The organism is Cupriavidus oxalaticus, assembly GCF_004768545.1.
Classification (GTDB): Bacteria; Pseudomonadota; Gammaproteobacteria; order Burkholderiales; family Burkholderiaceae; genus Cupriavidus; species Cupriavidus oxalaticus_A.
This window is the reverse complement of sequence record NZ_CP038636.1, coordinates 707589-721234: the sequence shown is the minus strand read 5'-3', so window position 1 is coordinate 721234 and position 13646 is coordinate 707589. Positions and strand designations below refer to the sequence as shown.

The 13646-nt window shown below is 60.8% G+C and carries 10 protein-coding genes and 7 pseudogenes; 12 read left to right on the top strand and 5 right to left on the bottom strand.

The genetic code is table 11. The features are described 5' to 3' along the window. The first annotated feature begins 14 nt into the window (after nt 1-14). Nucleotides 15-248, top strand: a complete 234-nt coding sequence (locus E0W60_RS31445; RefSeq protein WP_116321242.1) for a DUF6429 family protein — start codon at nt 15-17, stop codon at nt 246-248. A 220-nt stretch (nt 249-468) separates the two neighbouring features. On the opposite strand, the pseudogene E0W60_RS37805 reads toward E0W60_RS31445, so the two are convergent. Next, a pseudogene (locus E0W60_RS37805) lies at nt 469-771 on the bottom strand (exopolyphosphatase); the annotation flags it as partial. Nucleotides 772-1630: 859 nt separating this feature from the next. Here E0W60_RS37805 and E0W60_RS31435 point away from each other — a divergent pair. From E0W60_RS31435 to E0W60_RS31400, 6 genes and pseudogenes are all read left to right on the top strand, one after another. Next, nucleotides 1631-1888 carry a hypothetical protein gene (locus tag E0W60_RS31435; RefSeq protein ID WP_135706767.1) on the top strand — a complete coding sequence of 86 codons (258 nt, stop codon included), beginning with the start codon at nt 1631-1633 and terminating at the stop codon, nt 1886-1888. A gap of 298 nt (nt 1889-2186) precedes the next feature. After that, nucleotides 2187-2417 carry a hypothetical protein gene (locus tag E0W60_RS31430; protein ID WP_135706766.1) on the top strand — a complete coding sequence of 77 codons (231 nt, stop codon included), beginning with the start codon at nt 2187-2189 and terminating at the stop codon, nt 2415-2417. After that, complete coding sequence (locus tag E0W60_RS31425) at nt 2418-3950, top strand: CYTH and CHAD domain-containing protein (RefSeq protein WP_135706765.1); 1533 nt, start codon at nt 2418-2420, stop codon at nt 3948-3950. A 144-nt stretch (nt 3951-4094) separates the two neighbouring features. Then, nucleotides 4095-4538 (top strand): annotated as a pseudogene (locus tag E0W60_RS31415) (helix-turn-helix domain-containing protein); the annotation flags it as partial. Between the two features lie 514 nt (nt 4539-5052). Beyond that, nucleotides 5053-6294, top strand: a complete 1242-nt coding sequence (gene ltrA, locus E0W60_RS31405; RefSeq protein ID WP_135706763.1) for a group II intron reverse transcriptase/maturase — start codon at nt 5053-5055, stop codon at nt 6292-6294. A gap of 79 nt (nt 6295-6373) precedes the next feature. After that, nucleotides 6374-6988: pseudogene (locus E0W60_RS31400) on the top strand (transposase); the annotation flags it as partial. 44 nt (nt 6989-7032) lie between these two features. Here the strand turns inward: E0W60_RS31400 and E0W60_RS31395 are convergent. The 3 genes from E0W60_RS31395 to E0W60_RS31385 form a co-directional block, all read right to left on the bottom strand. Then, nucleotides 7033-7821: a class I SAM-dependent methyltransferase gene (locus E0W60_RS31395; protein ID WP_135706761.1), complete on the bottom strand. Its 789-nt coding sequence runs from the start codon at nt 7819-7821 to the stop codon at nt 7033-7035. A gap of 179 nt (nt 7822-8000) precedes the next feature. Further along, entirely contained in the window at nt 8001-8201 is a 201-nt protein-coding gene (locus E0W60_RS31390; protein ID WP_135706760.1) for a hypothetical protein, read from the bottom strand. Nucleotides 8202-8433: 232 nt separating this feature from the next. Continuing rightward, on the bottom strand, nt 8434-8829 hold the full coding sequence (locus E0W60_RS31385) for a hypothetical protein (protein WP_135706759.1): 396 nt from the start codon (nt 8827-8829) through the stop codon (nt 8434-8436). A 66-nt stretch (nt 8830-8895) separates the two neighbouring features. Between E0W60_RS31385 and E0W60_RS31380 the strand changes: the two are divergent. Continuing rightward, nucleotides 8896-9789, top strand: a pseudogene (locus E0W60_RS31380) (IS5 family transposase); the annotation flags it as partial. Between the two features lie 59 nt (nt 9790-9848). Next, nucleotides 9849-10004, top strand: coding sequence for a DUF4158 domain-containing protein (locus tag E0W60_RS37200; RefSeq protein WP_167884651.1), 156 nt, complete (start codon nt 9849-9851; stop codon nt 10002-10004). Here the strand turns inward: E0W60_RS37200 and E0W60_RS37800 are convergent. Then, nucleotides 9996-10199 (bottom strand): annotated as a pseudogene (locus tag E0W60_RS37800) (IS110 family transposase); the annotation flags it as partial. The gene E0W60_RS37200 and the pseudogene E0W60_RS37800 overlap by 9 nt on opposite strands. Nucleotides 10200-10201: 2 nt before the next feature. Between E0W60_RS37800 and E0W60_RS31370 the strand changes: the two are divergent. The 3 genes and pseudogenes from E0W60_RS31370 to E0W60_RS31360 form a co-directional block, all read left to right on the top strand. Beyond that, a pseudogene (locus tag E0W60_RS31370) lies at nt 10202-10804 on the top strand (transposase); the annotation flags it as partial. Nucleotides 10805-11312: 508 nt separating this feature from the next. After that, nucleotides 11313-11612: pseudogene (locus tag E0W60_RS31365) on the top strand (ISKra4-like element ISBte1 family transposase); the annotation flags it as partial. A 273-nt stretch (nt 11613-11885) separates the two neighbouring features. Further along, the gene (locus tag E0W60_RS31360; protein ID WP_240746021.1) at nt 11886-13646 is read left to right on the top strand and encodes a right-handed parallel beta-helix repeat-containing protein; all 1761 of its coding nucleotides are present in this window, start codon (nt 11886-11888) and stop codon (nt 13644-13646) included.

Sequence of the window (13646 nt, the reverse complement as noted above, 5' to 3'; positions counted from 1 at the left end):
GAGGAGGAGGCAAGATGGACATCAATACCGACGCAGTCGACGAGGTCGTCCTCGCGCTGCTCTACCTCAATTTATGCGGCGAGAATCGCGCCTGGAAAAGTTTTGACTGGGACGCGCTGAATCGCTTGCACGACAAAGGGCTCATCGGGGATCCGGTGAACCGGGCGAAGTCGGTGTGGCTAACCGACGAGGGCCTCGGCGAGGCCGAGCGGATGTTCACGAAATACTTCGTCCGCGCTGGCGACTAGCAAGTGGTTAGCAGGAACATATGCTCTATGGTGCACAAACTTTCAGCGCGCCTTTCTGCATTGTCCAAGGGCTCTCGGGCTGCGTTTGCCGGCAAGGCAGGCGCCAGATTTTGCATCGAAAGGCAGCAAGCAGGTGAACTTGATGATTTCCTAACGCTTTGATTTGTAAAGGTAATTCGTTTCTTACCGCCAGATTTTGCACGGAAAGTACGATTACCCCTGCTTTGGCGAGGAACACGGTGGCGTTGCTCGCGACGCGCACGGTATTGGTGGCCACCGCCCTTACGCGGCTGGGCTCGAAGCCCTGCAACCGTTTGCCGAAGCGCTCCAGCGCCCGCCAGCCTCGCTCGAGCGAGGAATCGTCCAGCGTCGAGCCGTGCAGGCCATGCGAGAGGCGGACCGGCTCGCGGAAGGAGGCGACTTCTTTGATGACGTGGCTAACGCCTATCGACGCCCGGTGGCCGATCATCAGGCGAAACGCATTGGAACCAAGGTCTACTGCGGCAAAGAACGGGGTTGTCATACGGAACGGGGAGGCAGTCCAAGCAAGGCGCTTGCGCCAGCCCGATCTGTGAAGATCCGCGATGATGCCCCGCGAATTGCGACAAATTGATGACAGGCAAGCACGTCGGTGCTTGCGCACATCATCAAGTGGTGAATGGCTGCCGCCTCTCTGTTAGAGACCTGATTTGTGGGCGAAGGGGGCGCTGAACCTGGCAGGGTCTGGCTACCAGAAGATTCGGTACCTTCTCGGACCGGTATCGGAGAAATCCCGCTTGGTCTGAGGCGCGCTGGTGCCCGGACTTCGAGGCACGGATTCGTGGCCTGGGTGCACACTCGACTCGCTTTGGTCAATCTGGTGGAGGAAGGGGGAGGCCAGTCGGCCTGTGAGGGCAGACGTCCGCCTCGCGGGGTGAGCTCTTTGCATTCTCGGCTCCTCGCTGCCCAGTTGCTGCAGGGCAGCACCGTTCCACGTTCTGGCAGGAAACAACATGCAGCCGCCAGCCCGAGGGCAATGACACGGCTACATTCCTCTGGCAAGACAGCGTTGGGAACCCGACGGATGGCTTGCATAGGCGGAATATTAGGTTCGACTAGAACAACTGTCCACGTGACATCCCTCCTTGAGAGCCAGGCAACCCGCACGGCGCGCGGAACGAGTCGCACAGCAACTGACTACTTCGAGAACCGCCTCCCTTGGCCACAGTATGCTAACTTTTAACTTTACAATGGCCGCAGGGAGTACCGGACAGCGACCTGCCCTCGTCACGCATGCCTGTCCTGGGCGCTCCCTCAGGCTATTGATTAGTCCCAAGAACGAATGCTGCGCCGATGTTCGCCCCGCGTGCTGGCGAACTCTATTCGCGCCAGCAGGACGAGTCATGATGGAAAGTCACAGGCGCGCCGGCTACTATGAGTTCAAGGCTTATACCCAGCCAATAAGCAACGGCAAGCACCAAGGATTCGTGCTTGTCCGTCAACATACGTTGGTGGGAATGCAGCAGTCAGTCTTTCGTGCGGGTCGGCCATCGATGGCGGAAGCGGATGCCTTTGCCTTGGCCGAAGCACGCGTCGACGACCTTATCGTTCTGATCGGCAGTGGCCGGCTGCCCAAGGCAACGCCGGTTCCACCTGGCTGACGAACGCCGCCATACGGCCGTGCCCGGACTCCTGCACCAATTGCGAGCAGTCGAGATGTTTACAATCGTTGCACAGGTCGCCACCACGCAGGAATGCAGGCGCAGCCCTGGAGCTACGATTTCGCGCGCCTTTCGCCTGGCATCGGCCATCGAGCTCATCGCGGGCCATGCACAATGCGCGGAAGAAGCCAGGGCAACGAGGTACATGCTTGGCACACACGCTTGCCCAATGCGACGTCCCCGGATTAATGTGAATCAAACGGTCGTAAGCTAAAACAAGCAGGGAGCCGTGAAGCCCATGTCCAAGGCCATCAAGAAGCAGTACCTGAAAGCGCTCAACCGGAAACTGAAGAAGGAGTCGGGGGGTAAGTTCGACACGGTTTTTGTCTTTTATCCACTGGGCGCGAAGCCTAAGAACGCCACCGGCGTCACGGCCAGTGGCCCTGCCGATACGCAGGTCCTGGAAGTCATGGACGCAGTTCAGGCGCGTGTGTTCGCCAAGTTTGAGAATTCGGAAGAATTTGGGTAGATGGAACGCGAACTCAAGCTGGAACTGCTGCAGGACGATGTCGATCGCCTGATCGGCCTGCCGCTGCTTGCTGCCTGCTGCGTGGAACCACCTCACGAGGACTTGCTCGTGAGCACGTATTTCGATACGCCAGACTGCTCCTTGCGCCACCATCGTGCCTCGCTGCGCGTGCGCCAGGCGGGCGGGCACTATGTGCTGACGCTGAAGACCTACGGCAAACGGTCTGGAGGGCTTTATGAACGGGAGGAGTTCGAGGCCGCGATACCCAGTCCGACCCCTGATCCTGCTGCACTGCGGGAAAAGGTGCCGCAGGACACGGCCTTGGCCGAACTGATTCGCCAGGGCGACTTCGCCGAGCGCCTGAAGCCGCTCTTCGTCACGGAGATTCGACGCAAGGTTGCATTGCTACGCTTGCCACAAGGCGATGAAATAGAGTTGGCGCTCGATCGCGGGGTGATCCGGGCAGGGGACACGACAATACCGGTTCGCGAGCTGGAAATGGAGATCCAGGCGGGGGAGCCGGCCCATCTAGCTGCCTTTGCCTTGCAGTTGCTTGACGAAGTGCCGATGCGTATCAGTCGTGCCAGCAAGGGCGACCGGGGCTACGCATTGGTTGCCGGCCAATCCGCCGGGGTAGTTCGTGCCGAGGCACTCAGGCTCGATGATGACGCTTCTGCCGAAGCCGTTTTCCTATGCATTATCCAAGGTTGCCTAGTACAAGTTGCAGGGAACGAAGACGGCGTGGTCAACAGCACCAACCCGGAGAGCGTGCACCAGATGCGAATTGGCCTTCGGCGCCTGCGTTCTGCGCTGGATATCTACCGATCGCTGATTGCCTGTCCTTCGGGACTCCAGGATGACATCAAATGGATTGCAGGCGAACTGGGGCCGTCGCGGGATTGGGAGGTGCTTATCCATGCCACGTTGCGCGAAGCCTTTGACGGGGCCCCGACCGACGTTGGCGCGGACGCAGTGCTATCCGCGGCCAGCGGGATTGCAACCGGAGCCCGGCAACGCGCGGCCCAGGCGGTGAACTCCGAACGCTACACGCGGCTCATGCTGGCATTCAGCCACTGGCTGGGCACCGCCGGCTGGCGCAGCGAGCTTGACGACACGCAGCGCGCCGCACTCGCCAGACCCGCCCGGGAGTTTGCGCTGAAGACCCTGCACGACCGTCATCGCAGGCTGCTAAAACGTGGTCGACGCATGGCGAAGCTTGATGAGCAGCAACGTCATCGCGCGCGTATTGCTGCCAAGAAACTGCGCTATGCGACCGAGTTCTTCGAGTCGCTGTTTCCCGCGGCCAAGCTGCGGCGCTTTCGCAACCACCTGTCGGAGTTGCAGGATGACTTGGGATGGCGCAACGACATGGCCGTTGCAGATGGCCTGTTGCGCAGCCTTGGCGCCGAGAACCATGACCTGGCCTTGGGCTCAGGCTATGCACGCGGCTATCTGGCAGGTCGGGTGGATGCCGACAAGCAGGCGCTGCGTCGTCTCTGGAAGCGCTTCAAGACGGCTCGCCTGCCGGTCTAGCAGGACGTTCTGGCCAACCAGGTGGTCGGGGTATCCGCTCCCGTCAAAGCGCTCGTGGTGATGCCGGGCAATCACAGACGCATACTGATGTAGTTCGTGACGACTACCGGCAAGCAGGTCGGCGCCAATTCTTGAGTGACGCTACTGATCAGCGTCCCAGATCGCCGGTTGTGTATATCGTTGATTCGTGAGGCAGAACGCTCTGGCTGCCGACTGGCACAGGCTTGCGACGAGTTGGGTCTGAGCTTGCGCACCTTCCAGCGCTGGGTTCGAGAAGGCGACGAGGTGGTCGCAGATGCTCGCACCACCACTGTGCGGCCAGCGCCAGCCAACAAGCTAAGCGAGGCGGAACGCCAACAGATTTTTGCGGTGGCCAACAGCGTGGAGTTTGCCAGTATGCCGCCCAGCCAGATCGTACCGACGCTGGCGGACCGCGGCCAGTACGTGGCCTCGGAGTCGAGCTTCTATCGTGTCTTGCGTAGCGCGTCGCAGCTGCATCACCGCGGTCGTGCGCGCAAGCCCTCGGCGCGGGTGGTGACGAGCCATTGCGCCACCGGACCCAATCAGGTCTGGAGCTGGGACATTAGTGTGCCGCAGCAAGCGGCGTAGGAGATGAGGGTATGGCCCCTCGCCATCGGCTTGCAGGAGCAGGTGGCAAACCACCATGAGCGGCTTGGGTCAAAAGCCCTGGTCGTGAGCGTCATGGAAAAGGCGTCGTGAAGGCGTCAGGTATGAATCAAGGAAGACGAACAACCGTGAACTGCCGTTCAAGTGTCGAAACAGTTCAGATGACATCAAAACCGGGGAGTGATGTTGCCCCGCGATCAGCCTGGCCGTTACCTGCTTACGGGCCAGGCGGTGTCCGGCATAGAGGCAGCGTCAGCCTGATTCGGGCTCTTACGTTGAACTGCGGGAACCTTCGGTGGCGATGCCAAGCGAAAGGCACAAGCTCGAAAGGCGAGGCCGAAAGTAGCGATGCGCCACCAAGGGGCGGAGCAGCTCGTAGTAGTGTTGAAGCCGCTGTAATGGTGGTGGAGCGAAGGGGCTGCATCATCCCGGTCTGTAGTCGTGTCAACTGCGTGAGCAGGAGGAGCACGGCTGCATGACCAAACCGTTTGACATTCCTAAAGCGTTAATCTGGAAAGCATTCCAATGTGTCAAAGCGAACGGTGGCGCCGCAGGCGTCGACCGTGAATCGATCGAGCAATTCGAAAGTCGCTTGGGCGACAACCTGTACAAGCTATGGAATCGACTCTGTTCCGGCAGCTACTTCCCGCCGCCGGTCAAAGGGGTCCCGATTCCGAAGAAGACAGGCGGTGTTCGCATGTTGGGCGTGCCCACGATTGCTGACCGGGTGGCGCAGACGGCGGTCAAGCTCCTGCTGGAGCCGCAGATCGACCCGATGTTCCATCCGAACTCCTATGGCTATCGACCTGGGCGCTCTGCCCATGACGCGATTGCAATGGTGAGGCGGCGAAGCTGGGAGTACGACTGGGTTGTGGAATTCGATATTAAAGGACTATTCGACAATATCGACCATGACCTACTGATGAAAGCGCTCAAGAAGCACTGCCAGACCCCATGGGTTCTCTTGTATGTGGAACGCTGGCTGAAAGCGCCTATGCAGACCGCAGACGGGGAACTCAAGGAGCGGACACGCGGCACGCCACAAGGCGGCGTCGTGAGTCCGTTGCTGGCCAACCTATTCCTGCATTATGCCTTTGACATGTGGGTCGCCCGTAACCTCAGAAGCGTACGGTTCTGCCGTTACGCCGATGATGGGGTGGTCCATTGCAAGAGCTTGGCTCAGGCCAAGCTGGCGTTAGGCAGGATCGGCGAGCGGTTCCGCGAGTGCGGGCTCGAATTGCATCCGGGCAAGACGAGGATCGTCTACTGTCAGGACGTCAATCGTCGGGAAGCACATCCTGATGTCCAGTTCACCTTCCTGGGGTATACGTTTCGGCCGCGCAAAGCGGTGGACAAGTATCAGCGGGTCTACGTGAACTTCGCCCCGGCAGTCAGCCGTGACGCTCTCAAGGCGATGCGGCAGACTATTCGGGGATGGCATCTGCAACTGATGTGCGACCGCGAATTGGGCGATCTGGCGGCCATGTTCAATCCGATTCTAAGGGGGTGGCAGCAATACTACGGCCGCTTCCATGGCTCAGCAATGTCGGTGATCTGGAAACACATGAATGACTACTTGGTGCGCTGGATGATGCGCAAGTATAAGCCTCTCGCTCGTCGTAAAACGCGGGCGAGATATGCCCTCGGGCGGCTTGCGCGTCGATTCCCCGCTGCCTTTGTGCACTGGAGAATGGGATGTCTACCTGCGGTTGGATGATGGGAGCCGGATGAGTCGAGAGGCTCACGTCCGGTTCTGCGAGAGGCTGGGGGTGAAACTCCCCCGGCCTACTCACCCCTGGATGCCGGCAGCAATCAAGGGCCAGTATTACTACTGGTACATGATGCTGGACGTGTTCAGCCGCAAGATCGTCGGTCATGAAGTGCATCGGGCGGAGTCGGCGGAGTTGGCGGCGTTGCTCATGCGGCGAGCCAGTTTGGCCGAAGGTCTGGCTGGACGTCCCCTGGTTCTGCACTCGGATAACGGCAGTCCAATGAGGGGCGCGACGATGCTCGCCACCCTGGAAAACCTGGGGGTGGTCGCTTCGTTCAGCCGGCCGCGCGTGAGCAATGACAACCCCTACGCCGAGTCGCTGTTCCGGACCTGCAAGTATCGGCCGGACTACCCGCGCCAAGCATTCGGCAGCGTGGACGAGGCGCGTGCATGGACGCAGCGATTTGTGCGTTGGTACAACCACGAGCACAAGCATAGTGGGCTGAAATTCGTGACACCGGCGCAGCGCCACGGTGGCGTAGCCGCGGCGGTGCTGGCGCACCGTGAAGCAGTCTATGCTGATGCTAAGGCCAGAACTCCCGAGCGTTGGTCCGGGCCGACACGGAACTGGAGTTTGGCAGACGAAGTCTGGCTCAATCCGGAACGGATTGAGCCAGCAGAACTAAAGCAGGTTGCGTGAGGTGACGTGACAACTACGTTGACAATCGCCTTGATCGACAGGGCTCAGCGTCCCGGCAATTCGTACGCGATGGTGCGGATGACACCACCGCTGTCGGGAACTTCGCAGAGAATCCGCGCGGACAGCACCTTCAGATTGAACGGCGGCGCGGTCAGCACGAGCCCGCTCGGTTGCGCCCCGAACAGGCGCAGGTGCGAGCCGATCGTCTTGTCGAGATTGGGCGTGAAGTTTGCGCTTTGTGGCAGGTACTCGGTCAGGATCAGGACCTTGTACGGCCCCAGCTTCGACAGCACGGTGGCGATGCGCGCATTGTCCAGATGGTCCAGCACCTGGCGCAGGAACACGATGTCGCCAGGAGGCAGCAGGTCGGTCGTGATGTCGACGCAGCGGAAGTCGACGTCAAGATCGGCGAACCTCGTGCGGTTCGACTGGATCGCCGCGTCCACCACGTCGCAGCCGATATAGCGTCCGCACACGGCGCGCAGGCGTTTGCCGACATTGAAGTCGCCGCAGCCCATGTCGACGACGGACGGCCGCTCCGGCATTGCCGTCAGGTACGCAGTCACCGCCTCGACATAGGGTTCGACGATCTTCGGGTCGTGGGAACTGCTGCCGCTATAGAACCCCGACTGGTCCTCGGCCACGCCCCAGGCGCCGGTTTCGTACACATGGGTGAAGATTTCGCCCAGCGACTTGCCTTCGTACAATGAGCCTTCCCTGCGTATCACACCGTCGCGGCGGAATTTCAGCAGCCACGCCGGCATGAATGGCTTCAAGCGTTGCTTGAATCGTTGCGCCAGCACGGAACCTGTGGGAGTGGCTGCCGTAGTCATATTGTCTCCTGTCTAGGGACTGCTTCGGATGATCTAGATTAGTAACAAGCATGAGGCGCTTCATCCCAAAGATTGATGACGTTTGTGCGGAAAGCCTCAGAACGCGCGGCTAATCCCGGAGCGGAGTAAGCGATGCGCCAGCACCGTCTTGACGTGAGCCCAAGTTCGGCCAATAGCTGTCATTCCCATGCATAGGCATAAAGCAGACATTCACCCTGAGTGGGGTGCAATATGAATAGACACTTGGTCTGATTCAACAGATCTGCGCCTAGTTGCCGCACCGTATCGAACATGCTCATGTTCATGGACTGGGCTTCGGCATAGATCACGCCGGCCAGCCCGGCCAGCACCACTAAGCCCAACTTCAGGTTGTCACTCACGGTGCCCCCTTTCCTATGGCTGGACGGGTCGGCATTCGACGTGTATGCGGTCCCCAGGCTGACACCGCAGTCAAGTAATGCGACCCCTACCATCCCTTGTAAGGCATGTGGGTGTGACATTCTGTGCGACTGCACCCACAGCATTTGAGGCGGTATGAGGGGTGCTTAAACAGGAAAAAATGGGTGCCCCCGGACCGGGGAAGGCTACCGCTGTCATGCGCGGCGGCCAGCACTACAGCAATTCGAGGCCCAAGTCACCCAAGCCGATTCCAGGAACCGACACGCCCTTCTTTCTCCGAAAAAGGACATGCTGTGCCACCCTATCACGATGCGTGACCAGCGTTGCCGGGTCCAAGCGCAATGCCGTCAGCGCATAGTGCTCGGTCATCAGCTTGTAGATGCGATAGCGAAGCAGCAGACTTTCAATCTGTGCTTGCTGCATGCTGGCCTGCGCCGTCGTCTCGCGTTCGAACTGGCGCACGTTGGTCACTGCGCGGGCGTGTGTCTGGCGGTAGCGGTCCAGTTCTGAGTAAGCTTTCCGCAGTTCTTCCTTGAGTTCCCGAACCTGTTGATGCAACTTCAGGCTGTCCCGCACGCCTTTCTGAATGCGCGTCGCTTCCCCTAGCATCCAGCGGACGTCAGCGCGACGACTGACTGAAGCGTTAATTTGAGGATCCCTTCCAACGCTACCTTCATGCGCGGCGCAGACACCTTCACAGAAAGCTTGTTCACGATGCAGAGGCTGGATGACTTCGTGCCAAAGTCCCACCCGCTGCGCTCGATCCGCGCCATGGTCGACCAGGTGCTGGTCAAGATGGATCGGCTGTTCGCGCAGATGTACGAGGCGGATATTAAGGGCGGCCGGCCCAGCATCGCGCCGGAGAAGTTGCTGCGGGCTATGCTACTGCAAGTGCTCTACAGCATTCGCTCCGAACGCCAGCTCATGGAGCAGACGCAATACAACCTACTGTTTCGCTGGTTCATCGGGCTGTCGATGGACGACATAGTCTGGGTGCCTACGGTCTTCCCCAAGAACCGCGAACGGCTGATCAAGCATGATGGGGTGATCCAGTTCTTCAACGAAGTGCTGGCCATCGCGCAGAAGAAGAACTGGCTGTCGGGTGAGCACTTCAGCGTCGACGGCACGCTGATTCAGGCGTGGGCAGGCCACAAGAGCTTCGTGCGCAAGGATGGCGGCGACAAGGACGACAACGACGGCGGCAACTTCAAGGGGCGCAAGCGCAGCAACGAGACGCACGAGTCCAAGACCGATCCCGATGCCAAGCTCTACCGCAAGGGCAAAACAGCGAGCGAACTGCGCTACATGGGTCATACCCTGAGCGACAACCGCCACGGCCTGGTGGTGAGCGCCATGGTGACCAATGCGGACGGACACGCCGAACGTGAGGCGGCAAAGGTCATGCTCAACGATGCCAGGCAGGTGACAGAAGACCTGGATGTGGAAGTCACCGTGGGCGCCGACAAGGGCTACGACGCGCACGAGTTCATTGAGGCTTGCCTGGAGGTGAAGGTGACGCCTCACGTGGCACAAAACACGTCGGGGCGGCGCTCGGCCGTTCCTGATGCCAGCGGTTGACCACTGCGAGCATTTGCGCCTCGTAGCTGGAAAATGCTTTCTCCGCGCCGTTGCTGTCGATTGCCAGCCTGAAGGCACTGTACCAACGACGTCCGACGTTGTACGAGCATCAGCAATGGGTCAAGGAGCACCCCGGCATCAAGCCGTTTGATGTCACCAGCCAGACCGCTTTGCAAGAGATGTTCCGCGTACAAGCCCTGGCGTGATGCTTCGTCCTGGAGCGACGGCACGTGAACTACGTGCATGCGGTCGCGCTCGCCGCGCAGCCATGCACGCAGGTTGATCACCAGTTTGATGACATCGAGCCGGCCGGTCTTCGCGCGTCGCTTGTGGCGCTCGACCGGGATGCTGGCCGGATCGACGACGTAGCACTCGACGCCGCGCGTGTGCAGCGCACGATAGCTGGGATGACGTCGACCGCAAGGCGTTCGCTGGCCGGCTCGCGCGTGACGAGGTGAGGTGCCACGACGGCGCGCCGCTGCCGCCTGAGCTGCGTGAGCGGCTACTGCGCGAATGCGAACGGTTGGCCCTGGCCGAGCAGCAACTCGCGGCGCTGGAGAAGACGCGGCAGGCGAGCCTGCCGGCAGCCGCGCGCAAGCGAAGCGATGACCTAGCGCGTCTGAAGGGGATTGGCGAAGTGGGCGCGTCACGCCTCGCGCTAGAGCTATTCTGGCGAGAATTCCACAACCGGCGCGAAATCGGCGCATGCGTTGGTCTGGTACCACAGCCCTACGACAGCGGCGAGAGCAAGGTAGATCAGGGCATCAGTAAACAAGGCAACCGACGGGTGCGCTCGTTACTGGTCGAGATGGCGTGGTCCTGGCTGCGCTACCAGCCGGACAGCGCGCTGGCGCAGTGGTTCAATCAGCGCACGCAGGGCACGGGACCGAATCGCCGCGCGCGGCGCATCGCGATCGTCGCGGTCGCACGGCGCCTCGCGATTGCGCTGTGGCGCTATCTGAAGGACGGCGTGATTCCCGAAGGAGCACACCTGAAACCGGCTTAGGTTATCCAGTTCAGCAGCGAAGCGGTAACGTGACGTCAGGCCAGTACGCAGCACATACGGTCTGGGGTGAACATGCCCGTGAGTTTGGCGGGTTGCCAAAGCAACCGACTCTTAGAGATGGGGCGTGTTCCTGGACACGATTCCGGCGCAACGCGCATGCAGGATGAGGCTGGCCAGGCGCCAGCGGATAGAAGGTAGTGAGACGTTGGAGTCTTACGCGCGCGATGATCGGCTTCAGACCCGCGAGACGAAAAAGGATCGGCAGCAATGGTTGACGACGGTGAAACGGAATTTGCGGCCAGAGTCCGCTCATATGGTGGCGAGCTATCGCGCTCGCCACCATATGCCAGCATATCGGGCCTTCGCAGTGTCAAGGGTCCGCTGCGCCAGGCTTCGCCTGCCCTTGACCCAGCTGCAGCCCTTCCTCACGGAGAAAGGGGACCTGACCGATGATTCGTGAACCAGAGTCAACTCGTAAAAGCCCTTGACAAGGTACTGCTCATAGTAGAAGGCCAAACTCCGCGGCAAGCTCGAGGAGTTCATCGTCTACCTGGATAACAACCGGCAATTCATCGTGAACTACGGTGACCGCTATCGGCACGAGGAGCCCATTGCGGGGTTCGTGGAGTCGGCTGTCAACCAGGTGGTGAGCAAGCGATTCGTCAAACGTCAGCAGATGGCCTGGCGGCCTCGGCACGCCCACAACCTGCTACAAATCCGGACGGTGGTGCTCAATGACCAGTTGCGATCGCACGTTGAGCGATGGTATCCGTCCATCTCCAGAGAAGTAAACCACCGCCTTGTCGGCGTAGTCAGCCCTCGACTTGGCGCGGTCTCACGAAATGGCGTAAGCCTCCGCCCTTGGGCCATGCTTATGGCTGATGGATGGGGGATTCAAATCGTGTCACCGTAAGCGTCGCGGCTTTTGAAGTTAACTCGCGCTACGGTTATCGCGCGGCATCCGGGTGACGCCGATCATGGGATTCGGCGCGCTCGGCGCAGCCTGGCATGCGGTCCGGGGCGCTCTGGTTCGGGTGCTGAAGACATGAGCGAACGTAGGCGTAGTTTCCTTGCCCGGCTGGTGGCCACCGCCGGCGCTGCACAGGCGGGTTATATGCTCCCTCTGGCCGATGCAAAGGCCAGCACGCCCGAGCCCAGGACGCCCGAGGCGCTCAGCCTGCTTGATTTCATGCCCGACGGCATGCGCGAGGATGCATTGACCGGCAAGGCGGCAATGGATCACACCGCTGCGGTGCAGGCAGCCCTGGATAGTGGGGTAGCCGTGCTTACCGTGCCGGGCCGGGCGGTATTCAGACTGACCGCCCCACTGACAGTCCGGCACAAGATCCGTCTGGTCGGCAACGGTGAGTTGCGCTTTACCGCCGGCATCGCCAGCGCGGCCGCCATCACGGTCAGGAAGGACGGCTGCGAGTTTGATGGGATCTATCTCACCAACCGCAACCGGCTGCAATCCCAGACCGGCGGCAGGAATGTCGGCATCTGCTTCATGGCCAACCTGGGCACGGTGACGCGCTCGACCATACAGTATTTCCAGAACGGCGTGCAGGCCGAGTCGAACGGCGAGTTTCACGATTATGTGATCGCCGACAACAAGATACTGGATTGCATCGGCGCGGGGGGCGGCCACGCCAATCCCGGCGACAACGGAGAGGACCGTGGCGATGGCATTACCATCTGGGGCTGCGCCGCGACCATCGTGGGTAACCTGGTCACCGCCATGGCGGGCCAGGATTGCCGGGTCGGCATTCATGTGGAAGGCCTGGCGAACTACCACGCCGACAGCTTTCCGCTGCAGGACAACCTGTGCACCATCAGCGGCAACGTGGTGCGCGGCCCGTTCCGCCGCAGCATTGTCAGCGAGCAGGTCAGCAATGCGACCATCACCGGCAACACCTGCCAAGGGGCAACGTGGTGGGGCATCGCGGTGATACGGTCCCATTCGAACACCGTGGTGGCCAATACGGTGCTGTACAATCGGGCACGCACCGACCAGAGCGGCGCAGCCTGGAAACCTGTCTATGCCGGCATCATGCTGTATGGGGGCTGCGTCCAATGCGTGGTGTCAGGAAATAGCGTGGATCTATCACGTGGCTATGCCGTGACTGCCGTCTGCCTGCAAGGGCTGGCAAGTGACACAGTGGCGCAGGCCACGCAGGCATCTTCCACCAATGGCACCGCCAACGTGGCAATGGCGGCCGCCAATCCGATGATTCAGGTGGGGCAGATCATCACCGGCGCCGGGGTGCCACCATCGACTTATGTGGTGAGCATGGCCGGTACCGTGCTGGTGGCCAGTAACGGCATCGCCGCGGGCAAGCCGGTGCTCTCCTTCACGGCGAATGACCGCGGCCAGGGCAACCAGGTGACGGGTAACAGCCTGTTCTGCAATGCCACCAACGAAGCAGACGGCATCGAGGTGCTGTACCAGGATTGCCCGGCAATCAACAGCAACAACATGCGCGGCGTGGGCAAGCACGGCATCTATGCCTATGGCACCAGCGAGCCGGTCATCAATGGCAACACCCTGAACGGCCAGAATGGCACCGGGAGTGGCATTTACCTGGAGGCAAGCGGCACGGCGGCGGTTGTCGTCGGCAACGTGGTGGCAGGGTTCAGCGCGCCGCGGTCCTGTGGGATCGCGGCATTCAATCGCAGCGGGGGCGTGATCTCCGGCAACTTCGTGAGGGGTTGCACCACCGATATTGACCTGTTTGGGACCACCAGCATGTCGGTGACTGGCAACAGCTCTGCCGGTTGCACCAGGCACTACAGCGGCGGCAACAGTGCCGGCATGATGTTGGCGAACAATATCCATAAATAA

What these genes read in the sequence shown, in the direction of transcription:
- E0W60_RS31385 (WP_135706759.1), bottom strand. Translation starts at nt 8,829, where the DNA reads ATGCTAGGGGAAGCGACGCGCATTCAGAAAGGCGTGCGGGACAGCCTG.
- ltrA (WP_135706763.1), top strand. Translation starts at nt 5,053, where the DNA reads ATGACCAAACCGTTTGACATTCCTAAAGCGTTAATCTGGAAAGCATTC.
- E0W60_RS31445 (WP_116321242.1), top strand. Translation starts at nt 15, where the DNA reads ATGGACATCAATACCGACGCAGTCGACGAGGTCGTCCTCGCGCTGCTC.
- E0W60_RS31430 (WP_135706766.1), top strand. Translation starts at nt 2,187, where the DNA reads ATGTCCAAGGCCATCAAGAAGCAGTACCTGAAAGCGCTCAACCGGAAA.
- E0W60_RS31435 (WP_135706767.1), top strand. Translation starts at nt 1,631, where the DNA reads ATGATGGAAAGTCACAGGCGCGCCGGCTACTATGAGTTCAAGGCTTAT.
- E0W60_RS31395 (WP_135706761.1), bottom strand. Translation starts at nt 7,821, where the DNA reads ATGACTACGGCAGCCACTCCCACAGGTTCCGTGCTGGCGCAACGATTC.
- E0W60_RS31425 (WP_135706765.1), top strand. Translation starts at nt 2,418, where the DNA reads ATGGAACGCGAACTCAAGCTGGAACTGCTGCAGGACGATGTCGATCGC.